The following is a 21,638-nucleotide window of genomic DNA, read 5'->3' as shown; positions in this document are numbered from 1 at the left end:
CTCTTTGTGTTTTTGGTGCTTAGTTTTATTCGCGTAGGTCTTCAACAATTGTCACGGGAAGTGTCATCTCTTCACCTTTACGTAAGATAAGCACATCGACAACGGTACCTGGCCGCAAGTCAGTGACAATTTCCATCACACTCTTGCGACCATTAATTTTTTTACCGCCAATTTTTAGAATAATGTCTCGCTCTTTAAAACCAGCCGTTTCCGCAGGGCCATTGGGGTCAATGCCCAACACAACTATGCCGCCAATATGTTCACTGCCAAGTAAGCGAGATGTTACTGGAGTAATATCTTGCCCATCAATACCGATATAGCCGCGAATCACGCGTCCATCAGCAATGATTTTTTCCATAATGGTATTGGCTAATTTGTAGGGAATCGCGAATGATATACCATCGGTTTTCATTTCAGTTGCTTGTTGAAACGAAGCCGTGTTAATACCTACGAGCTCTCCTTGAGTGTTGACCAAAGCTCCACCTGAATTGCCTTCATTAATGGCCGCATCAGTTTGGATGAAAGCTTGACGTCCATCGGTACTGACTGATGAACGTTCAGTGGCAGAAATGATACCAAAAGTAGTGGTTTGTCCAAGGTTGTATGGATTGCCAATGGCCAGTACCACATCGCCAACTTTCACCGAGTAATTGGGATTTTGTGGAATAACGGGAAGGTTCGTTCCTTCGATTCGCAAAATTGCGATATCCGTGCGTCGATCTTTGCCTACTAATTGCGCTGCTGCGAGACGGCCATCTTGTAAGGCCGCTACGATTTGGTCGGCTTGGGCTACTACGTGATAGTTAGTAATGATGTACCCTTTCTCGCTCACAATTACACCAGAGCCTAACCCTTGAATCGACAGTTTACTGCGATCGCTTTCGGTGTATTTTTGGTTGTAAATATTGACTACAGCAGGTGCGGCGCGGCGAACGGCTTGGTTAAACGAAATTTGCAAAGAGAGCGCATTGGGAGACTCTTCGGCCGCGATTTGCGGGAGAACATTTGAACGTAGCGAGGGAACCGCTAGTAAAATAACAACAGCAGCGAGAAGCCCAAGCCCCACTGAACGAAGTAAAAAGTTAAGCATATCTTCCCCAAACAAAACCCGCTATATACTCAGCTTATTTTACACCTGAGCTTGAGAGAGGAAGAATAGCACTACATGATTGAATAAGAAAAGGGCAGCATTCAAATGCTGCCCTGATCGCTCCACAAGCGATTCTCACTAATTAGCGAATAACCAAGTAAATGGTTCTATCACCTCGTTGGATATTCAGCGCAAGTATGCTCGGCTTTTTCTCCAAAATTTCGCGTAATTGTGCGAGGTTTTTCACTCGTTGGCGGTTAACACCAATGATGATGTCCTCTTTTTGTAGTTGATACGCTTCTGCCGCTGACCCTTTCTCTATAGCAGTCACTTTAACGCCAGCGATTGGGTCTTGATCCGTCGTATTGGTCAGTGCCGCACCAGTCAACCCCGAGTGCAGTTGCTCTGCTTTGGTTGTGGTGTTGTTTTCACTCAAGGTTACGTCGAAGGTTTTGCTTTTACCATCGCGGATAACATCGATTGTGATTTTTTTACCTGCACCTAATGTTGCCACTTTGGCTCTTAATTCGTTGAAGGTAGAAACGTTTTTTCCATTAATAGCTGTGATGACATCACCCGCTTTGATCCCTGCTTTATCGGCGGCGCTATCTTTGATAACTTGGCTAACAAACGCCCCTTTACTTGACTCATAGCCTAGCGCTTCAGCCAGTTCAGAGGTTATTTCACCCCCTTGAACACCGAGCACGCCACGTTTTACCTCACCAAATTCTAAGATCTGTTCGGTCAAGTTTTTCATCATATTTGATGGTATTGCAAAACCTATCCCAACGTTGCCACCATTCGGCCCAAGAATCGCGGTATTAATCCCAATCAATTCACCATTGAGATTGACTAAGGCACCACCAGAGTTGCCACTGTTAATCGCGGCATCGGTCTGAATAAAGTTCTCAAAGTTTTCAAGATTAAGTCCACTTCGTCCTAGCGCAGAAACAATGCCGGAAGTCACCGTTTGACCAAGACCAAACGGGTTCCCGATCGCGACAGTGAAATCACCTACACGTAGTTTGTCTGAATCTGCGATACGAATTTGGGTTAAATTTTTTGCTTTTTTGAGTTTGATCAGCGCGACATCGGACATTTTATCGCCACCGACGAGCTCCGCATCGTATTCTCGGCCGTCGTATAGTTTGACGCGAATCTTATCAGCGCCATCGATGACGTGATAATTAGTCACAACATAACCTTTGTCTGCGTCAGTAATGACACCAGAGCCTAATGCTCTAAATGGCCGCTCTTGCGATTGGTCGATTGGGAAGTCAGGACCAAAGAAAAATCGAAACTGCTCGGGTAAACGTTGATGGGAGACTTGAGTTCCCTCAACTGAGATACTCACAACCGCTGGTGTCACTTGCTCTAGCATCGGTGCTAAGCTCGGCAGTGGCTCACCACTGACAGAAAAGGGTAGCGCTGCCATTGCGGGTAGTGGGGTGATGATTGAACTTAAACTTAACGATAGAGCGGTTAAAAGAAGTAAAGGTTTTTTCATCATAAGCTCCTTTGGAATAACTGTGTTCGAAGTTTAATATTTGTACGAAAGACAAAACTTCAACACTCTCGTGAGGTTTATGACTCAAAAACCTTTATAAAGTTCATGAATTCAGATTAAACGGCTTTCACCTTAACCACGTCTGCAGAATGAATGATCTCTTTTTTAGGGGTATTAAAAAGCCCTGTTGCGCCATTGGCATAATCTTTCGGTGGCTGTTCCAAAATGTCATCGTTGCTTTTCTCTGTATCATTATGCAGAGCGATTTTTTTGATAAATGGGTTATCTTGCTCTGGCATATTCGGCAGAATTTCGGACGATGTTTTGGCCATGTGTTGATACAGTTTTGTATAATCTTTACCTAGGGTATCGAGTATTTCTGCCGCTTGAGCAAAGTGATCCGACAATTCTTGGCGTTGTTGTTCCAAACTAAATTTCGCGTTATCTAATTCTTTTTGTAGAGACTTTTGGTTTTTATATTGAGGCGTAGTCAATCGTGAAATGACCATTCCCAACACGGCCCCTACTAGCAAGCCTACAATGGCATATATCCAAGGCATAACAGCTCCTTATTGTTGTTATTTAACATGTTTTTTACCTATTGGTTACACACGTCGCTTGGACATGTTACTATGACTGCTCTAGCCAATAAAGCGAAATACACGAAATAGCAGTTTCCAGTTTCTTTAGTGCAGTAGGCGGTCATGACACCAAAACAGCGATATGAACACGATGTAAAAAAACTCGGTTTTCAACGAGACTCTGCTCAAGAAAGCGCCGTCGATGCGCTGGATTTACTCTACCATCAGTTTCAGGATTATCTTAACCAACCAGTTAAGCCCTCCGCGGTTTGGACCAAATGGCTTGGTCGCCAACCTGAACAGCCTAACTTACCTAAAGGGCTCTATTTTTGGGGCGGTGTCGGGCGAGGAAAAACCTATCTAATGGATACGTTTTTTGAGGCTCTGCCAACCACTTGCAAAATGCGAGTGCATTTCCACCGTTTTATGTACCGAGTTCATGATGAGTTGAAGGCGCTGGCTGGAGTTGAAGAGCCTTTAGAAAAGGTTGCCGATATTTTTAAGTCTGAAACGGAAATTATCTGTTTTGATGAATTTTTTGTATCAGATATTACCGATGCGATGATTTTGGGTACCTTGTTTCAAGCACTGTTTAAGCGCGGTATTATCTTAGTGGCGACATCGAACATTCCACCGCACGACTTATACCGCAACGGCTTGCAGCGAGCACGCTTTCTCCCTGCAATTGCTTTGATTGAATCACACTGTCATGTGTTGAACGTCGATAGTGGCATTGATTATCGCTTAAGAACATTAGAGCAAGCGGAAATTTACCACTATCCATTGGATGAAGCAGCAAGCCACAATTTACAACATTACTATCGGCAATTGGTTGGTGACGAGAAAAAAGAAGCACGCAGTGAGATTGAAATCAATCATCGCACCCTCGCTGTTGTAAAGGCTAGTGATGGTATTTTACATGCGACATTTGAACAGTTATGCCAAACGGCGAGAAGCCAAAACGATTACATTGAGTTGTCCAAAATTTACCACACAGTACTGCTGGCCGATGTGAAGCAAATGGATCGCGCCATCGATGATGCAGCGCGGCGTTTTATTGCGTTGATTGATGAATTTTACGAACGACATGTAAAAGTAATTATCTCCGCCGAAGTGGCGCTGGACGATCTGTATCTGCATGGGCAACTGGAGTTTGAATTCAAACGTTGTCAGTCGCGGTTAATTGAAATGCAAAGTCATGAGTATTTATCAAGGGAACATCTGGCCTAGCTCAATCCGAACACTTTTAAAGCAAAATAAAAAATTCGTGATTTTGTTCAAAAAGAGGTGATTTTTTCTACTGACTTCCCTATAATCCTGCGACCCACCGTTACTGCAGGCCTGTTTCTGTGAAACGAGAGGCCGAGAGAAACCAAACGCTCGAAGGGGCAACTTTGGACTCTTAGACAGTGGGGGCATTTTAATGCTCCTTTTAGTGTAAATTTTATTTAACGGGTTATTATTAGCATGAAAACTTTCGTTGCTAAACCAGAAACTGTAAAACGCGACTGGTATATCGTAGACGCTGAGGGTAAAACTCTAGGTCGTCTAGCAAGTGAAATTGCATCTCGCCTACGTGGCAAACATAAAGCTGAATACACTCCTCACGTAGACACTGGTGATTACATCATCGTTGTAAACGCTGAGAAAGTTACTGTAACTGGTAACAAAGCAGCAGCTAAAACTTACTACCGTCACACTGAATTTCCAGGCGGCTTAAAATCAATCACTTTCGACAAGCTGATTATTCGTAAGCCAGAGATGGTTATTGAGCTAGCGGTTAAAGGTATGCTACCACGTGGTCCTCTAGGCCGTGCTATGTACCGTAAGCTGAAAGTTTACGCTGGCGCTGAGCACAACCATGCTGCTCAACAACCAAAAGTACTAGACATCTAATTGGGGATTTCGAAAATGGCAGAGAATCAATACTACGGCACTGGCCGTCGCAAAAGCTCAGCTGCACGCGTTTTTATTAAACCAGGCAGCGGCAACATTGTAATCAACAAGCGTAGCCTTGATGTTTACTTTGGTCGTCCAACTTCTCGCATGGTTGTTAAACAACCTCTTGAGCTAGTTGAACTAACTGAGAAACTAGATCTATACATCACTGTTAAAGGTGGTGGTATTTCTGGTCAAGCTGGTGCTATCCGTCACGGTATCACTCGCGCTCTAATGGAATACGACGAATCACTACGTCCTGTTCTACGTGCAGCTGGCTACGTTACTCGCGACGCTCGTTGCGTTGAACGTAAGAAAGTTGGTCTGCGTAAAGCACGTCGTAAACCACAATTCTCTAAGCGTTAATCTTTTTTCAAAAGATTCGCTTCCAGTGTTACTGGATTGTGGTTCAAAAGCCCGGTATTTATACCGGGCTTTTTGTTTTTTGGTGTTAGCAAACACTCATTTTTTTAATCACATCATTTGGTTGTTGCTCTTTAATCTTCCTTTTGTGACCTCACGTGCGATTTACTTCACGAATGTTACGAAAAGGTAGCTTTATCTTGTCAAAAAGTAGGGTTTTATTTATGATTTGCCATCAAATAAATACAACTAGATTCGTATTTTGTTAGCCATGCTCTTGATAAGCGGAATAATAATAATCCACAGGGAGCAAATGGGAGAATGTTTGGATGAGCAATGCGCCTTTAAATAACGGTCGCAGACGTTTCTTAACCGCGACAACAGCCGTTGTCGGAGGGTTAGGAGCCGCTGCTGTCGCCGTTCCTTTTATTAAATCTTGGAACCCAAGTGCCAAAGCCAAAGCGGCTGGAGCCCCCGTTGAAGTTGAAATCGGTAAACTTGAAGAGGGGCAAATGGTTCGTGTTGAGTGGCGAGGAAAACCTGTTTGGGTTGTTCGTCGTTCTCAATCAGTGGTCGATGGGCTAAAAGATATCGAAAACCAACTTCGAGATCCTCAATCGGATGAGCAGCAGCAGCCTAATTATGCGCAAAATGCTTATCGATCGATTAAACCTGAATATTTCGTTGCTGTGGGTATTTGTACTCACCTTGGCTGTTCACCTACTTATTTGCCTGATTCTTTTAGTGAACAAGTTCAAGGGGTTAAATCTGGTTTTTTCTGTCCTTGCCATGGTTCGAAATTTGATATGGCGGGTCGAGTTTTTCAAGGTGTTCCGGCACCACTAAACTTGGTTATCCCTCAATATATGTATCTTAGCGATACTCGTATTGTCATAGGATTAGATGAGACCGGGGAGGCTGCATAATGCAAGTTTTACTTGATTGGGTAGAAAAGCGTTTACCTGCAATGAACGCTTACAAAAAACACCTATCTGAATATCCAATGCCGAAAAACTTTAACTTTTGGTACTTGTTTGGATCGTTAGCCATGTTGGTTCTTGTTAACCAACTGCTCACTGGTGTGTGGCTAACCATGAACTATGTGCCATCAGGTGAAGGGGCTTTTGCATCTGTTGAATACATAATGCGTGATGTTGAGTATGGTTGGTTACTGCGCTATATGCACTCCACTGGCGCTTCAGCTTTCTTTGTGGTGATTTATCTACATATGTTCCGTGGCTTAATTTACGGTTCCTATCAGAAGCCTCGTGAACTGCTATGGCTATTTGGCATGCTGATCTTCTTAGTGTTGATGGCCGAAGCCTTTATGGGATACTTGCTACCATGGGGACAAATGTCCTACTGGGGAGCGCAAGTTATTATCTCTTTGTTCGGTGCAATCCCCGTTATCGGTGATGATTTAACTCTATGGATACGTGGTGACTACGTTATTTCAGGTGCCACTCTGAACCGTTTCTTTGCACTGCATGTGATTGCTTTACCTATTGTTTTATTGTTGCTAATTGTTCTCCATATATTAGCACTGCATGAAGTCGGCTCTAATAACCCTGACGGTATCGAAACCAAAGTACCAAAAGGGTCGATGGGCGATGATTATAAAACGCAGTTTAAATTTCACGACTACTACACCAAGAAATACGACATCATTGATTCGATTCCATTCCATCCTTACGGGACAGTGAAAGATCTTATTGGTGTAGCCGGTTTCTTAATCCTGTTCTGTTATGTGTTGTTCTTTAACCCAGAGATGGGGGGCTACTTCCTTGAGCCGCCTAACTTTGAAGCGGCAAACCCACTAAAAACGCCAGCACACATCGCACCTGTTTGGTATTTCACGCCTTTCTATGCAATTTTACGTGCTGTTCCTGATAAGTTAATTGGTGTGGCTGCGATGGGTGCATCGATTGTGGTGTTGTTCTTATTGCCATGGCTGGATCGTTGTAAGGTTCGTTCTTACCGTTATCGTAGTAAGTTCCACTTAATCAATATTATTCAGTTCACTATCTGCTTTATTGCGTTAGGTGTTTTAGGTGCGTTACCTGCGACAGCCACTTACACAATGCTTGCACGTATATTTAGCGTTGGTTACTTCATGTTCTTTGTTTTGTTGTTCTTCTACAGCAAAAATGAAGCAACGAAACCATTACCAGAGAGGGTGACATTTAAATGAAAAAGTGGATTGTAATTTTGTTTGCAATGCTGCCATCTCTTGCTTTGGCAGCTGGCGCAAATGTACATTTAGATAAAGCAAATAATGATTTAACAGATCAAGCATCACTGCAGCATGGTGCAAAGCTATTCATGAACTACTGTTTTGGTTGCCACTCAACTCAGTACCAGCGTTATGAGCGTGTAGCGAATGATTTGAATATTCCCTCGGATTTGATGAAAGAGAATTTGATCTTTGATCCGAATGCCAAAATTGGTCAACTGATGGAGAATGCGATTCCAGATAAGTCGGCAGCGAAATGGTTTGGTGCACCACCACCAGATTTAACGCTTGTGGCTCGTGTTCGAGGAACAGATTGGTTGTATACTTACCTTCGCTCATTTTATGCCGATCCTAGCCGGCCCTTTGGCGTAAACAACATCGTATTCCCAAGTGTCGGTATGCCCCATGTGCTTGAAGAGCTACAAGGGATCCCACAACCAGTTTATGGTACTCATCTTGTCAATGGCGAGGAAGTCAAGGCTGTTATTGGTGCCGAGTCTGATGGAACGGGTGAGCTGAGCCAAAGTGAGTATGATCAAGCGGTCCGTGACATTGTTAACTTCCTTGAATATTCAGCAGAACCAGTCAAGCTTGAGCGTCAAACTTTAGGTTGGTGGGTAATGGCATTCCTTGTGCTATTTACTATCGTGGTCGTTCTATTGAAGAAAGAATATTGGCGTGATGTGCATTAATTGTGCTACCATGCGGCGTTAATTTCTAATTTTTAGAATCTTCAATGGAGGCTTGGCCTCCATTGTTTTTATATCTGTAAGTGTGCTGGAGGGCTCCATGGCTGTAGCTGCCAATAAACGTTCTGTGATGACGCTATTTTCGAGTGCATCTGATATGTATAGTCATCAGGTACGTATTGTTCTAGCGGAAAAAGGTGTCAGTGTTGAAGTAGAATTAGTTGATGAAACCAATCTGCCAGCTGACCTTATTGAGCTAAACCCATATAAGACAGTACCAACGTTAGTTGATCGTGAGCTTGCTCTTTATGACTCAAAGATCATCATGGAATACCTAGATGAGCGTTTCCCTCATCCACCGCTGATGCCTGTTTATCCTGTGGCTCGTGGTAATAGCCGTTTGATGATTTACCGTATTGAGAAAAACTGGTACTCACTGGCTGAGAAAGTCGTGAAGGGTAATGCGGAAGAGTCAGAAGCTGCTCGTAATAAATTACGCAATGATCTGCTTACTCTTGGTCCTGTGTTCGCGGAATACGAATATTTCATGAGTGAAGAGTTTAGCCTAATTGACTGTTATTTAGCTCCATTACTATGGCGCTTACCTATTTTGGGTATTGATCTGATTGGTCCTGGCTCTAAAGAGCTTAAAGTATATATGAATCGTGTTTTTGAGCGTGATTCATTCTTGGCTTCTTTAACAGAAGCTGAACGTGAGATGCGTTTAGTTCGTTAAGGTAGTTTGATGGATATCTCTCAAATGACTCCTCGCCGACCTTATATGCTTAGAGCATTTTATGATTGGCTATTAGAAAATGAATTGACTCCTCATGTTGTTGTGGATGCTACTCTTACAGGTGTACGAGTGCCGATGGAGTTTGTGCAAGATGGACAAATTATCCTTAATCTTGCCCCAAGAGCGATAGGTAACCTTGAGCTTGGCAATGAAGCGATTACGTTCAATGCTCGCTTTGGTGGACGTCCTCATTCGGTCATAGTGCCCTTGTACGCAGTGCAAGCTATCTATGCACGTGAAAACGGTGCAGGTACTATGTTCGAACCTGAAGAGGCCTATATCCCTTATCTAGAAGCGGGCATAACAGAGGAATCTGAACAAGAGCCGATGTTAAGCGCTGCTTCTCAAGAAGATGAGGAATTATTAGAGACTCGAGCACAAGAAACCTCTCGGCCGAAGGGAAAACCAAGCTTAAGAGTTATTAAGTAACTCACTTTCACACATTAAGCAGTCATGATCGAAAAAGCAGCGAATATCGCTGCTTTTTTTCTAAAAAACAAAGGATAACCGAGGTTATTCGCTGTATTGAAATGCCTTAATCACCTGTTTTACGCCTGATATGTTTCGGGCAATATCACTGGCTAGATTAGCCTGTTCTGCCGAGACATAGCCAAGTAAAAATACTTCTCTATTTTCTGTGATTACTTTGATTTTGATTGTGTTCAGTTCAGAATTGGCCAACAGCGCTGATTTTACTTTAGTCGTAATCCAACTATCGTTACTGATTTCGCCAATTGATAAAGGCGCTTTTATTCTGACTTGATTATGAATGGTTTTGACCCCTTTTGTCTCACGTGCTTTATTTTCAAACTCATTGAGTAATCCGGAGTTTTCAGCTTGTCCCATCAACACGACAATCCCTTGATAAGAACTGGCCGTAATGCGAGTTTTTCCGTTAAAGGGGGCTTTATTGGCGATACCTGCTACTTCAAATTCGATGTTATTATCATTCCAAATTTCTTGAGTGGTTCGAGGGTCTGTTACTAGGCTCGCTGTTGTTGCCGCGCCAGCAAGGATAACTCCTGCACAACCTGATACAGCAAAGCTCAACAGTAGAATGAGTGAAAGTTTTAATCTATTCATTGTCTATTCTTCATGAGAAGGGAAAAGGACTTGATCAATTAAGTCACATAAGCAGTGTAGGGTGACCATATGAACTTCATGGATTCGAGCCGTCCGCTGCGAGGGGATGCGGATCTCCACATCATTTTCACCTAGAAGACCAGCCATTTCTCCACCGTCTTTGCCTGTGAGAGCGATAATCGTCATATCACGAGTCACAGCCGCTTCCATCGCTTTAATGATGTTTTTGCTGTTACCACTGGTTGAAATAGCCAACAAAACATCACCAGGTTGACCAAATGCACGTACCTGTTTCGAGAATATTTCTTGGTAGTGATAGTCGTTAGCAACTGCGGTTAACGTGGTATTGTCTGCGGTTAATGCAATGGCGGGTAAACTCGGACGTTCAGTTTCAAAACGGTTCAGTAAGCAAGAAGAAAAAAGCTGGGCATTGGCCGAAGAGCCACCATTACCGCAACAGAGAATTTTATGACCGTTAAGTAGCGTTGCCACCATGGCTTGTGCAGCATGCGTGATCGCATGGGGTAGTGCTTCAGCAGCCGCAATTTGAATTTGGATGCTTTCGGTAAAACTGTCTTTAATGCTGTCGAGCATCGTTTATCCTTGAGTTATTGCGTTTTTAATCCACTCAATGTGGTGCACATCTTGGTGGATGGCGATCACATCGAAACGAAAATCGGTGTCATAGGGCGATAGGCCATGTTTCAGTAGCCATAAAGTTGCGGTTTTCATCAACTTTGCCATTTTTGCAGTAGTAACCATTTCTGCGGCATGCCCATGACATTGGTTTTTCCTGTATTTAACCTCTACGAACACTAAGGTGTTTTTATCTCGCATAATGAGGTCGATTTCACCGACTTTGGTATTGAAGTTTTGTTCAATAAAAGCCAAACCACAACCTAATAAATAGTGTTTGGCTGCGGTTTCATACTGTTGACCAATTGCGCGGCGACTAAAGAGCGCCATGCACCGCCCAACTGATCTCTCTCTGTACCACGCATTGCTCATCAATACTTAATGTGCCTGTTTTGCCATCGATACTATACCCCTCGACGACCTTCATTTGTGGCAACTCAATCATTAACTGATAAGCATCCATACCTAATGCTTGTAAGCGTCGCTCGCTATTGGAGTTCTTTGGCCACAATTGGTTCATTTCATTATCCAGCATTGAATTGGGATGAATGAGTAATGGAATATCGCTATAAGTTACACCAGAGAGGTCTTCATACTGTGTGTTACCACTGTTACTACGAGAGTTTGAGAACAGTTTAGGTGGCTTAGTGTCAGGGTTAATTGCGACCTCGATAAAGGGTTTAATTAAAGTCAATTCTGCGCTGTTAGCCACGATATAAACCGAATCGATATCACGACGACTGCGGGGCAGGCTTTGCAAATCAATACCCATCAACGCATCCATTTGCGCGATATTTTGTTGGCTATCTTGTAGACCAAATACTGAGTTAATGTTGCGTTGCAATTGACGCTTATCACCAAATAGGTTCACCGATACTTTATTCTTGCTGTATTTTTGCCATTCTGCGTTAAACGCTTCTACTACACGCTGGCCGTAATTACCTTGAGGAGCGAGTATTAAAGGGTATTGATAGCCTTGGCTAAACAGATACTTAGCGGCTTGTTCAACCTCTTGCTCTGGCGAAAGTGCAAGATAGCAAGTGTTAGGATGATCTTCAATTTGGTCTGGAATATTCAACGCCAGCGTAGGGATAGAAGCTAAGCGTGCTTGTTGAAGCTTATGTAGATTCTCGATGTTCTCTTTGATGAGTGGCCCAACAATGAAATCAATGTTTTTTTCAATCAATTGCTTGTCTATGAGCGCGGCGTCTTCGGCATTGGTATCAATCACAGTCAAGGTAGCATTGAGGTCACGGTTACGGTCATTCATCATCGCCATGATAAAGCCATCACGGATCAGTTGAGCTTGCGTGGCAAACTTTCCTGAAAGAGGAAGTAACAACGCGGTGTTAGTGGGCTTGATGATCTCCAGCGCTAGAATATCTTGTATCGCTTTAGGCGTATAACGAGCCGCTGGGTGATTGCTGTTTTCCGCAAGCCATTTTTCGAGCGTATTCTTCAACTGCGGAATATTGCTATTGAGCGTTTTCATATATACAGCCAGTTGTAGCCAGCCATCGAGCACGTTTTCGTTAGGCTCTGGATTTAATTGGGTAATTTCACGTTCGCTATAGTGATTGAAATTGAGCCAAATTTGATCGGCAATCGCTTCTTGCTCGGCATCATCAACGTAAGTGCTTAATGCAATAAGCTCCCTACTTGAATCAAAAGGGCGGCTGAGCGCGGTAAAAATATCGGCGCGCATTTGATGGTATTGAGCCCATGTTTCAGGGCTTAGCTTCCACCAAGCCTGAAAATTAAGCTGAGAGAGCGCTTGTGAAAACTGTTCCGCATTACTCAACAACTGCGCCTTAGCCATTTGCCATTCAGCTTGTTGCGCTTCAGAGAGCGACTGTTTGGCTAAGCGCATAATCAACAGTTGCGCTTGTTCGCTGTTGTTTTCGTTAATGGCGGCTTTAAGAGCCATGATCAACCAATCATTTTGCAGTGAACCTTGGCTACTATCTGCTTGCATCAAGTAAGTTTGCGCTGACTTGGTGGGATCTTGCGTAATATCGACTGAGGTGGGCGTCGACGGTGAAGACGAACACGCCGCCAAAGCCATTGCTAATGCAACGGGCGTGAATAAGCGTGGTACACTGAGTCTCGGATGGTTCTTCATAGCCATGAGTTCTTTCGTTATTCCGTGTAAAATTGTCTCTATATTAATCGTTGAAGTGATGGTAAACAAATGACAGATAGCAAAACCTTGCCAGCAGAGATCCCAACTCTCTACATTGTTCCTACGCCAATTGGCAATTTGGGTGATATTACCCAGCGAGCCATTGAAGTACTCTCAAGTGTTGATGTTATCGCTGCGGAAGATACACGCCATACTGGCAGACTTCTCGCTCACTTCAATATCCAGACTAAAACCTTTGCCTTGCATGATCACAACGAACAGCAAAAAGCACAAGTGTTAGTCGATAAATTATTATCAGGGCAATCTATTGCGTTGGTTTCTGATGCAGGAACGCCACTGATCAGTGATCCAGGGTACCATCTTGTCAATCAATGTCGTCAAGCTGGTGTGAGAGTTGTGCCACTTCCGGGCGCCTGTGCTGTGATTACTGCGCTCAGTGCATCAGGCTTGCCTTCTGATCGTTTCAGTTTTGAAGGTTTTTTGCCGCCGAAAAGCAAAGGGCGTAAAGATAAATTCCTAGAGATCGCTAAGGCTGAACGCACCTGTATTTTTTATGAGTCACCACACCGAATTAGCGAATCACTGCAAGATATGTTAGCTATCTTAGGGCCAGATCGTAACGTGGTGCTAGCCCGCGAGCTCACCAAAACCTTCGAGACGATTCAAGGTTTGCCGTTAGGCGAACTGATTAATTGGATTAATGAAGATGAGAACCGCAAGCGTGGTGAAATGGTGTTACTGATCCATGGTTACAGAGAAAGCGTGGACGATAGCTTGCCGGACGAAGCGTTGCGCAGTTTAGCGATTTTGACAAAAGAGCTGCCTCTGAAAAAAGCGGCCGCATTGGCGGCTGAAATTTATAACCTTAAGAAAAATGCCCTTTATAAGTGGGGGCTTGAAAACCTATCTGCTTAATTAGCCAGCGGCATCTTGATGTTTTAAATCGATGGATAATTAAACGCTTAAGCGTGAATTAAACACAGAAGTTGTTTGAGCCTAGACAGTACCTATCTTTCTCTATACAATCCGCCCTCGGAGTTGACTGGGTAGTCGCTGCTTCATTGATGTCCTTTAGCCTTGTGCTGGGGAGACTGATGGAGGGGAGGAAAGTCCGGGCTCCATAGAGCAGGGTGCCAGGTAACGCCTGGGGGGCGAAAGCCTACGACAAGTGCAGCAGAGAGAAGACCGCCGATGGCCCAATTTCTTCGGAATGGGCACAGGTAAGGGTGAAAGGGTGCGGTAAGAGCGCACCGTGCGTCTGGCAACAGTTCGTAGCAAGGTAAACTCCACCCGGAGCAAGACCAAATAGGCTTCCACATTGCGTTGCTCGCGTAAGGAAGCGGGTAGGTTGCTTGAGCCAGTGAGTGATTGCTGGCCTAGACGAATGGCTACTGCCGCGCAAGCGGAACAGAACCCGGCTTATACGTCAACTCCACCTATTGCAGACCCATCATAACTCTTGCGGTTATGATGGGTTTTTTGCTTTTTATTGACGAAAATTATTTCGTAAGCACTAAACTTAGCGCAATATCACGTGATGCCAACGTCAAGTGGTAGCGATGCGGCGTTAAATCAGTAAACTGAATACTTGCGCCGTAGCCGATTGCTATATTTCAGCTTTAGCCCGATGAGAAAACGATGACTGAACCTTTTCAACACATTTCTGTACTACTGAATGAATCCATTGATGGCCTTGCTATCAAACCAGACGGTATTTATATCGACGGCACGTTTGGCCGTGGTGGTCATAGTCGTACAATTCTCTCTAAGTTGGGTGACAATGGTCGTCTGTACAGCATAGATCGCGATCCACAAGCGATTGCTGAAGCTGGAAAAATTAACGACCCGCGTTTTACTATCATCCATGGCCCATTTTCTGGCATGGCACAATACGCTGAGCGCTACGATCTGGTCGGGAAAGTGGATGGAGTACTACTTGATTTAGGCGTTTCCTCGCCGCAGTTGGACGATGCCGAGCGCGGTTTTAGCTTCATGAAAGATGGCCCGCTTGATATGCGTATGGACCCGACGTCAGGGATCCCTGTCTCGCAGTGGCTTGCGCAAGCCGATTTGGACGACATTACTTGGGTGATTCGTGAATTTGGTGAAGACAAGCACGCGCGCCGTATTGCCAAAGCGATTGTCGCTTACCGTGAAGACGATGAAAAAGAGCCTCTGACGCGTACCAGTCAATTGGCTAAACTGATTTCAGAAGCCGCGCCGAAAAGCTTTAAAGAGAAAAAACACCCGGCTACGCGCTCATTTCAAGCATTTCGTATCTATATCAATAGTGAATTAGAAGAGATCGACACTGCATTAAAAGGCGCAGCTAAGATCTTAGCCCCACAAGGGCGCTTATCGGTGATCAGTTTCCATTCGCTTGAAGATCGCATGGTCAAACGCTTTATTCGTAAAGAGAGTAAAGGCCCAGAGGTTCCACATGGTTTGCCGTTAACAGAAATACAAATTCAGGCATTGGGCTCAGCCAACTTAAAACCAGTTGGGAAAGCGATTATGCCAACTAAAGAAGAAGTGGAACTCAATCCCCGCTCACGCAGCTCAGTATTACGAGTTGCTGAAAAACTGTAGTCCATGTCTAAGTCGCCGCCTAACTTAACCAAACTGATTGCACTTGACCTGTTTACGGTGGGTCGAGTGCCGCTTATTTTGTTAATGTTAATTTTTGCCAGTGCGATGGGAGTGGTGTTTATTACCCACCATTCTAGGCAGGCGATTTCAGAAAAAGATCAAACCTTAGTTGAGCGCGAGCGGCTCGATAATGAATGGCGTAACCTCATTCTTGAGGAAACGGCCCTCGCAGAACATAGCCGCGTGCAGAATCTTGCCAAACAAGAGCTGGAAATGAAGCGACCTGATTCTGATAAAGAAGTGGTGATTACGCTCAAATGAAAAAAAACAAAGCCCAAGCCCAAGCGGCACCTCGTCAAGAAAAAGCGACATCTCCTATTTTGATCCGTTGGCGATTCTATCTCATCCTCTTTTTTGTATTCGTTGCTTTTGCTTTATTGGTTGGGCGCGTTGCCTTCATCCAAATTATCGAACCGGATAATTTGATCCGCGAAGGGGATATGCGCTCTATCCGAGCCAAAACCTTGCCATCGGCACGCGGAATCATTTCGGATCGTAATGGTGAACCTCTCGCAGTCAGTGTTCCTGTCGATGCAGTATGGGCTGATCCTGTGGCTATTTTTAAAGCCGGCGGCTTAGTTGAACGTGAACGTTGGTACGCACTGGCTGATGTGTTAGGCATTAAGCGCAGTGAGCTGCTGAAAAAAATTGAAGAGAACCAAACCCGCCGTTTTATCTATTTGCAGCGTCAAGTGAGCCCTGCAATGGCCAATTATATTCGCGAACTTAAATTAGCGGGTGTGGGGCTCAAGGCCGAATCTCGCCGTTACTATCCAGCTGGTGAGGCGAGTGCGCACTTAATTGGTGTGACGGGCATCGATGGCCACGGTTTAGAAGGGGTTGAGCGCAGCTATGATAAATGGCTGACGGGGGAAGCTGGCAAACAGGTGATCCGCAAAGATCGGTATGGCCGAGTGGTGGAAAATATCTCGCTTGAAGAGCGTGAAGAGGGCAAGCCACTGGCGTTGACCATTGACCAACGTTTGCAAGCGATCGCCTTTCGTGCGGTCAAGCAAGCTGTGGCGGACTATCGTGCTACTTCGGCATCGGCCATTTTGCTCGACGTGAAAACGGGTGCAGTATTAGCGATGGTTAACGCCCCTTCATACAACCCCAATAACCGTTCCGATTGGCAAAGTTTTAAAATGCGTAACCGCGTGATCACCGACGCCTTTGAACCGGGCTCAACTGTTAAACCTTTTGTAGTATTGGCCGCGCTTGAAAATGACGTCGCGAATGACAAAACGGTGATTGATACAGGGAATGGCATCATGCAAATCGGCGGCAGTCGAGTGCGTGATACCTCAAAAGTCGGCAAAGCCGATTTAACCTTAATTCTGAAAAAATCGAGTAACATCGGAGTGGCTAAGCTGGCGCTTGAAATGCCTCTCGAAGCCCTATTAGGTATGTATACCTCTGTAGGGCTTGGTGAAATGTCCGGTTTAAACCTCGTCGGTGAGACTTTGGGTATTTTCCCGAATCGCCGCCGTTGGTCACCGTTTGAAATTGCCACCTTGGCATTTGGCTATGGTTTGTCAATTACCCCCATTCAGTTGGCTCATGCTTATGCCACTTTAGGCAATTTAGGTCAGTACCAACCAATCCATATTATTGACAGCAACCAGCAAGATTTATCACGCCAAGTGGTTGATAAAACTAATGCTAAGAAAGTGTTGGAAATGTTAGAAACCGTTACCCAACCCGGTGGCACAGCAACTCAAGCCGCGGTTCCGGGCTATCGTATTGCGGCCAAGTCAGGCACTTCGCGCAAAGCGATTGCCGGCGGTTATGGTGATGAATATTTTGCTTACACGGCAGGAGTGGCTCCAGTGAGCGACCCTCGAGTCTCGTTAGTGGTGATGGTGAATGAACCTCAAGGTGACTTATATTATGGCGGCTCCGTTGCCGGCCCTGTCTTTGCCGAAATAATGAAAGGAGCGTTGCAGATCCTCAATGTCGCTCCTGATGAAAATCGATTCCAAAAATAATTAAGAGAGAAGCACAATGACGCCGAGTATGTGTTTACAAGATCTCATCGCCCCTTGGCTTGACCTCGATGGCCATTCTATTTCAACGTTGTCGGTGACTCGTTTAGTGCTCGATAGCCGTAAAATATCACCCAATGATACCTTTATTGCAGTGGTCGGCCATGCCATCGACGGAAGGCAGTTTATTGATAGCGCCACTCAAGCTGGGGCGAATCTGGTATTGGCTCAAGCGTGTGAGCAGTATCTGCATGGTAGTATGGCTACCGTCAATGGCGTGTTAGTGATTTACCTTGCTGATCTAAACCAACATCTATCTCAACTGGCATCGCGGCTTTACCGCTCGAAGACCAGTACGTTGATTGGGGTTACGGGAACCAACGGTAAAACCACCATTACTCAATTAATCGCGCAGTGGATTGACTTGTTAGGCGAGAAAGCGGCGGTGCTGGGTACGACGGGGAATGGTTTTCTCAACCATTTACAGCCTGCCGCCAATACCACAGGTAATGCCATTGAGGTCCAAGAAACACTCTATCAATTAGCGCAGCAGGGCGCTCGCTATACTGCGCTGGAAGTCTCTTCGCACGGATTAGTTCAAGGGCGAGTTCAAGCACTGAAGTTCGCTGTGGGCGTGTTTTCTAACTTAAGCCGCGATCATCTCGATTATCATGGCACCATGGAAGAGTACGCCAAAGCAAAGCTCTCCTTATTTACCGCTCATCACTGCCAACACGCTGTCATTAATGCCGACGATGCGGTGGGTGCGAGTTGGTTAGCACAGCTGAAAGCACCGATTGCCGTCTCTTTAAAGCAGCAACCGCAATGCGCTAAAGCGCTGTGGGCGAGCTCGGTCTCTTACAGTGATAATGGTATTTCATTAACCTTCGACGGCTACTATGGTCAAGGTGAATTGAGCGTGCCGTTGATTGGCGAATTTAACGCCAGCAATCTTCTACTCGCGTTTGCCACTATGCTGACTTTAGGTTTTGATAAACAAGCCTTGATGACAACGGCTTCTCAGCTGCAGCCAGTCTTAGGGCGAATGGAGCTCTTTCAAGCGCCAAATCGTGCGAAGATCGTCGTCGATTATGCACACACGCCTGATGCTTTGGAAAAAGCACTATTAGCACTTCGCGTTCATTGCCAAGGTCAGCTATGGGCGATTTTTGGTTGTGGTGGCGACCGTGATAAAGGCAAACGCCCGATGATGGCCGAAATTGCAGAGCGCTGCGCCGATAAGGTCATTTTGACCGACGATAACCCTCGTAGCGAAAAACCGGCAGACATTGTGCAAGATATGGTGGCAGGGCTTGAGTTTGCAAGTCATGCACACGTTGAACACAATCGTTACGCTGCCGTGCAATACGCCCTGCAACATGCTGATCAGCAAGACATCATTTTATTGGCAGGCAAAGGGCATGAAGATTATCAAGTGATGGCCCATCAAACTATTCACTATTCGGATCGCGAAACGGCGCAAACTTTACTGGAGATAAGTGCATGATAGAAGTCTCTTTACAGCAATTGACGCACGTTTTGCAGGCACAATTGGTTGGTTGTGATGTCACCGTGTCCGAGGTCTCGACCGACACGCGTCAAATCAAACCCGGTGCGCTCTTTATTGCCTTGGTCGGGGATAAATTTGATGCTCATGAGTTTGCTGCACAAGCGGTTGCGTCTGGTGCAAAGGCGTTATTGGTTCAGCGCCCTTTGGCGGTTTCGGTTCCTCAACTGGTGGTTACCGACACCAAACTGGCGTTAGGCCAGCTTGGCGCTTGGGTTCACCAACAGTGTCAAACACCGACCGCTGCGATTACAGGCAGTTGCGGCAAAACCACAGTCAAAGAGATGGTGGCAAATATTTTATCAGCCAAAGGCCGCGTGCTCTTTACTGCTGGCAATTTTAATAATGATATCGGCGTGCCGCTCACTCTGCTTCGCTCTGGTCTTAGTGATGCGTATGCGGTGATTGAGTTAGGGGCGAACCATATTGGTGAAATTGCTTATACCACCTCTTTAGTGAAGCCGGATGTTGCATTGGTGAACAATGTTGCCGCGGCGCATCTGGAAGGTTTTGGCTCAATTGAGGGCGTAAAACAGGCGAAAGGTGAAATTTATCAAGGCCTTGCTTCAGGTGCGACAGCCATTATTAATTTAGAAAGCCACGGTGGTGAGCGGTGGAGCGCTATTTTAGCGGACAAAACCGTAAAAACCTTTTCCAGCCGTCAAATTGCAGATTTTTACGCCCGTGGTATTAGGCTTAATGAACAAGGTGAAGCCCAGTTTGAAATGATCACACCCGTCGGTCATATTGACATTGGGCTCAATATTGTGGGTGAACATAACGTTTCCAATGCGTTGGCGGCGGCAGCATTAGCCATTGAGCTGGGTGCAAATCTTGAAGAGGTGCAGTACGGACTTGCGAATCTAGCTCAGGTGAAAGGGCGTGTTGATGTCACCCAATTGAGCACGACTGTGAAACTGATTGATGACAGTTACAATGCCAGTGTTCCAGCGATGAAAGCGGCGGTTGATCTACTTAACACTTTCTCTGCAAGGCGTTGGTTAATTTTAGGTAATATGGCTGAGTTGGGCGATGAAAGCCTTGCACTTCATCGTCAAGTCGGTGAACATGCTGCACCATTCCAGTTTGACTATGTCCTTACTTACGGTCGCGATGCAAAAGTGATCAGTGACCTATGCCATGGCCTCCATTTTGAAAGCCATGCGGACATGATTGCTTATATCGAGCAGCAATTATCACAATTCGATCAAGAGTCTCATACCTTACTTGTCAAAGGTGCAAACAGTGCGGGTATGAGTAAAATTGTGGCTGCTCTCAAGGAGAAATACTCATGATTATTTGGCTCGCGGATCTACTCCAGCCATACTTCTCTTTTTTTCGTCTGTTCGAATATCTCTCATTTCGGGCCATCGTCAGTATTTTAACCGCACTTGCTCTGTCGTTATGGATGGGGCCGCGCTTGATTAAACGTTTGCAACTACTGCAAATTGGTCAAGTAGTGCGGAACGACGGTCCAGAATCACATTTTAGTAAGCGCGGTACGCCAACCATGGGCGGAGTGATGATCCTCGCCTCTATCATTATTACCGTACTGCTGTGGACTGATCTCTCAAACCCTTACGTGTGGGCTGTACTCGCGGTGCTGCTTGGTTATGGCGTCGTCGGTTTTGTGGATGATTATCGCAAAGTGGTGCGTAAAAACAGTGATGGATTGATCGCACGCTGGAAATACTTTTGGCAGTCGGCCATTGCGTTGATAGTGGCGTTTGCTCTCTATGCACATGGCAACGATACCGCAGCTACTCAGCTTGTGGTGCCTTTCTTTAAAGATGTGATGCCGCAACTGGGCTTGCTCTACATTGTGCTGACCTATTTTGTCATCGTCGGAACCAGTAACGCGGTGAACTTAACCGATGGTCTGGACGGTTTAGCCATCATGCCGACTGTTTTGGTTGCTGCCGGTTTTGCTGTGATTGCATGGGCAACTGGGAACGTCAATTTCGCCAGTTATCTGCATATTCCTTATGTTCCTTATGCCTCAGAGTTGGTGGTGGTGTGTACTGCAATTGTGGGGGCCGGTTTAGGTTTTCTGTGGTTCAACACTTATCCTGCGCAAGTCTTTATGGGCGATGTGGGTTCACTCGCTCTAGGCGGTGCACTCGGTACAATTGCGGTGTTGGTTCGTCAAGAGTTTGTGTTAGTGATCATGGGCGGCGTGTTTGTGATGGAAACCTTGTCGGTGATTTTACAAGTCGGTTCCTACAAATTGCGTGGTCAACGCATTTTCCGGATGGCCCCTATCCATCACCACTATGAATTGAAAGGTTGGCCAGAACCACGCGTGATCGTCCGTTTTTGGATTATCTCAATTGTGTTGGTGTTAGTGGGTTTGGCTACACTAAAAGTGCGCTAGTGAT

Annotated in this window: 22 protein-coding genes and 1 other RNA gene; 16 read left to right on the top strand and 7 right to left on the bottom strand. The window is 45.3% G+C overall.

Annotated features, from left to right (window positions below; all coding sequences use genetic code 11):
- Nucleotides 1-25 precede the first annotated feature (25 nt).
- The 3 genes from degS to zapG form a co-directional block, all read right to left on the bottom strand.
- Complete coding sequence (gene degS, locus AACT18_RS10445; protein ID WP_026027274.1) at nucleotides 26-1,090, bottom strand: outer membrane-stress sensor serine endopeptidase DegS; 1,065 nt, start codon at nucleotides 1,088-1,090, stop codon at nucleotides 26-28.
- Between the two features lie 142 nt (nucleotides 1,091-1,232).
- Nucleotides 1,233-2,597, bottom strand: coding sequence for a Do family serine endopeptidase (locus tag AACT18_RS10440; RefSeq protein WP_026027948.1), 1,365 nt, complete (start codon nucleotides 2,595-2,597; stop codon nucleotides 1,233-1,235).
- Between the two features lie 116 nt (nucleotides 2,598-2,713).
- A complete protein-coding gene (gene zapG / locus AACT18_RS10435) occupies nucleotides 2,714-3,157 on the bottom strand; it encodes a Z-ring associated protein ZapG (protein ID WP_017046504.1) in 444 nt (147 codons plus the stop codon).
- Nucleotides 3,158-3,301: 144 nt separating this feature from the next.
- On the opposite strand from zapG, the gene zapE reads away from it, so the two are divergent.
- The 8 genes from zapE (at nucleotide 3,302) to sspB (ending at nucleotide 9,626) form a co-directional block, all read left to right on the top strand.
- Nucleotides 3,302-4,408: a cell division protein ZapE gene (zapE, locus tag AACT18_RS10430; protein WP_094125319.1), complete on the top strand. Its 1,107-nt coding sequence runs from the start codon at nucleotides 3,302-3,304 to the stop codon at nucleotides 4,406-4,408.
- Nucleotides 4,409-4,645: 237 nt separating this feature from the next.
- Nucleotides 4,646-5,074 (top strand): 50S ribosomal protein L13, encoded by a 429-nt coding sequence (gene rplM / locus AACT18_RS10425; protein WP_013856066.1) that lies wholly within the window; start codon nucleotides 4,646-4,648, stop codon nucleotides 5,072-5,074.
- A 15-nt stretch (nucleotides 5,075-5,089) separates the two neighbouring features.
- Entirely contained in the window at nucleotides 5,090-5,482 is a 393-nt protein-coding gene (rpsI, locus tag AACT18_RS10420) for a 30S ribosomal protein S9 (protein WP_010318040.1), read from the top strand.
- A 326-nt stretch (nucleotides 5,483-5,808) separates the two neighbouring features.
- Nucleotides 5,809-6,405, top strand: a complete 597-nt coding sequence (petA, locus tag AACT18_RS10415; protein ID WP_010318038.1) for a ubiquinol-cytochrome c reductase iron-sulfur subunit — start codon at nucleotides 5,809-5,811, stop codon at nucleotides 6,403-6,405.
- On the top strand, nucleotides 6,405-7,670 hold the full coding sequence (locus tag AACT18_RS10410) for a cytochrome b (RefSeq protein WP_017046505.1): 1,266 nt from the start codon (nucleotides 6,405-6,407) through the stop codon (nucleotides 7,668-7,670). The genes petA and AACT18_RS10410 overlap by 1 nt, the downstream gene beginning before the upstream one ends.
- Nucleotides 7,667-8,404 carry a cytochrome c1 gene (locus AACT18_RS10405; RefSeq protein ID WP_017046506.1) on the top strand — a complete coding sequence of 246 codons (738 nt, stop codon included), beginning with the start codon at nucleotides 7,667-7,669 and terminating at the stop codon, nucleotides 8,402-8,404. The genes AACT18_RS10410 and AACT18_RS10405 overlap by 4 nt, the downstream gene beginning before the upstream one ends.
- 97 nt (nucleotides 8,405-8,501) lie before the next feature.
- Nucleotides 8,502-9,137: a stringent starvation protein SspA gene (gene sspA, locus AACT18_RS10400; RefSeq protein WP_026027272.1), complete on the top strand. Its 636-nt coding sequence runs from the start codon at nucleotides 8,502-8,504 to the stop codon at nucleotides 9,135-9,137.
- A 9-nt stretch (nucleotides 9,138-9,146) separates the two neighbouring features.
- Nucleotides 9,147-9,626, top strand: coding sequence for a ClpXP protease specificity-enhancing factor (gene sspB / locus AACT18_RS10395; RefSeq protein WP_176428320.1), 480 nt, complete (start codon nucleotides 9,147-9,149; stop codon nucleotides 9,624-9,626).
- Between the two features lie 84 nt (nucleotides 9,627-9,710).
- On the opposite strand, the gene AACT18_RS10390 is transcribed toward sspB, so the two are convergent.
- The 4 genes from AACT18_RS10390 to AACT18_RS10375 are packed head-to-tail and all read right to left on the bottom strand — an operon-like array spanning nucleotide 9,711 to nucleotide 13,038.
- A complete protein-coding gene (locus AACT18_RS10390) occupies nucleotides 9,711-10,280 on the bottom strand; it encodes a BON domain-containing protein (RefSeq protein WP_017042658.1) in 570 nt (189 codons plus the stop codon).
- Between the two features lie 3 nt (nucleotides 10,281-10,283).
- Nucleotides 10,284-10,874, bottom strand: a complete 591-nt coding sequence (locus AACT18_RS10385; RefSeq protein WP_010318025.1) for a phosphoheptose isomerase — start codon at nucleotides 10,872-10,874, stop codon at nucleotides 10,284-10,286.
- Nucleotides 10,875-10,877: 3 nt separating this feature from the next.
- Nucleotides 10,878-11,246 carry a YraN family protein gene (locus tag AACT18_RS10380; RefSeq protein WP_094125317.1) on the bottom strand — a complete coding sequence of 123 codons (369 nt, stop codon included), beginning with the start codon at nucleotides 11,244-11,246 and terminating at the stop codon, nucleotides 10,878-10,880.
- The gene (locus AACT18_RS10375; RefSeq protein WP_029388462.1) at nucleotides 11,233-13,038 is read right to left on the bottom strand and encodes a penicillin-binding protein activator; all 1,806 of its coding nucleotides are present in this window, start codon (nucleotides 13,036-13,038) and stop codon (nucleotides 11,233-11,235) included. Before AACT18_RS10375 ends, AACT18_RS10380 begins: the two co-directional genes overlap by 14 nt.
- A 69-nt stretch (nucleotides 13,039-13,107) precedes the next feature.
- Here AACT18_RS10375 and rsmI point away from each other — a divergent pair, with 69 nt between their 5' ends.
- The 8 genes from rsmI to mraY all read left to right on the top strand — a co-directional run bounded on the left by rsmI (nucleotide 13,108) and on the right by mraY (nucleotide 21,634).
- Nucleotides 13,108-13,974, top strand: coding sequence for a 16S rRNA (cytidine(1402)-2'-O)-methyltransferase (gene rsmI / locus AACT18_RS10370; RefSeq protein ID WP_013856074.1), 867 nt, complete (start codon nucleotides 13,108-13,110; stop codon nucleotides 13,972-13,974).
- Nucleotides 13,975-14,093: 119 nt separating this feature from the next.
- An RNA gene (gene rnpB / locus AACT18_RS10365) (RNase P RNA component class A) lies at nucleotides 14,094-14,497 on the top strand.
- Between the two features lie 200 nt (nucleotides 14,498-14,697).
- Nucleotides 14,698-15,648: a 16S rRNA (cytosine(1402)-N(4))-methyltransferase RsmH gene (gene rsmH / locus AACT18_RS10360; RefSeq protein WP_010318016.1), complete on the top strand. Its 951-nt coding sequence runs from the start codon at nucleotides 14,698-14,700 to the stop codon at nucleotides 15,646-15,648.
- A gap of 3 nt (nucleotides 15,649-15,651) precedes the next feature.
- Nucleotides 15,652-15,969 (top strand): cell division protein FtsL, encoded by a 318-nt coding sequence (gene ftsL, locus AACT18_RS10355; protein WP_010318013.1) that lies wholly within the window; start codon nucleotides 15,652-15,654, stop codon nucleotides 15,967-15,969.
- The gene (locus tag AACT18_RS10350; RefSeq protein WP_094125316.1) at nucleotides 15,966-17,696 is read left to right on the top strand and encodes a penicillin-binding transpeptidase domain-containing protein; all 1,731 of its coding nucleotides are present in this window, start codon (nucleotides 15,966-15,968) and stop codon (nucleotides 17,694-17,696) included. Before ftsL ends, AACT18_RS10350 begins: the two co-directional genes overlap by 4 nt.
- Nucleotides 17,697-17,712: 16 nt before the next feature.
- Nucleotides 17,713-19,200 carry a UDP-N-acetylmuramoyl-L-alanyl-D-glutamate--2,6-diaminopimelate ligase gene (gene murE / locus AACT18_RS10345; RefSeq protein ID WP_094125315.1) on the top strand — a complete coding sequence of 496 codons (1,488 nt, stop codon included), beginning with the start codon at nucleotides 17,713-17,715 and terminating at the stop codon, nucleotides 19,198-19,200.
- Nucleotides 19,197-20,555: a UDP-N-acetylmuramoyl-tripeptide--D-alanyl-D-alanine ligase gene (locus AACT18_RS10340; protein ID WP_094125314.1), complete on the top strand. Its 1,359-nt coding sequence runs from the start codon at nucleotides 19,197-19,199 to the stop codon at nucleotides 20,553-20,555. Before murE ends, AACT18_RS10340 begins: the two co-directional genes overlap by 4 nt.
- Complete coding sequence (mraY, locus tag AACT18_RS10335; protein WP_017046513.1) at nucleotides 20,552-21,634, top strand: phospho-N-acetylmuramoyl-pentapeptide-transferase; 1,083 nt, start codon at nucleotides 20,552-20,554, stop codon at nucleotides 21,632-21,634. The genes AACT18_RS10340 and mraY overlap by 4 nt, the downstream gene beginning before the upstream one ends.
- Nucleotides 21,635-21,638 lie beyond the last annotated feature (4 nt).

It is taken from the genome of Vibrio sp. V04_P4A5T148, from assembly GCF_963875605.1.
In the GTDB taxonomy this organism is placed as follows: domain Bacteria; phylum Pseudomonadota; class Gammaproteobacteria; order Enterobacterales; family Vibrionaceae; genus Vibrio; species Vibrio anguillarum.
Note: the sequence above shows the minus strand (reverse complement) of the source record. Positions and strands in the feature narration are given on the sequence as shown.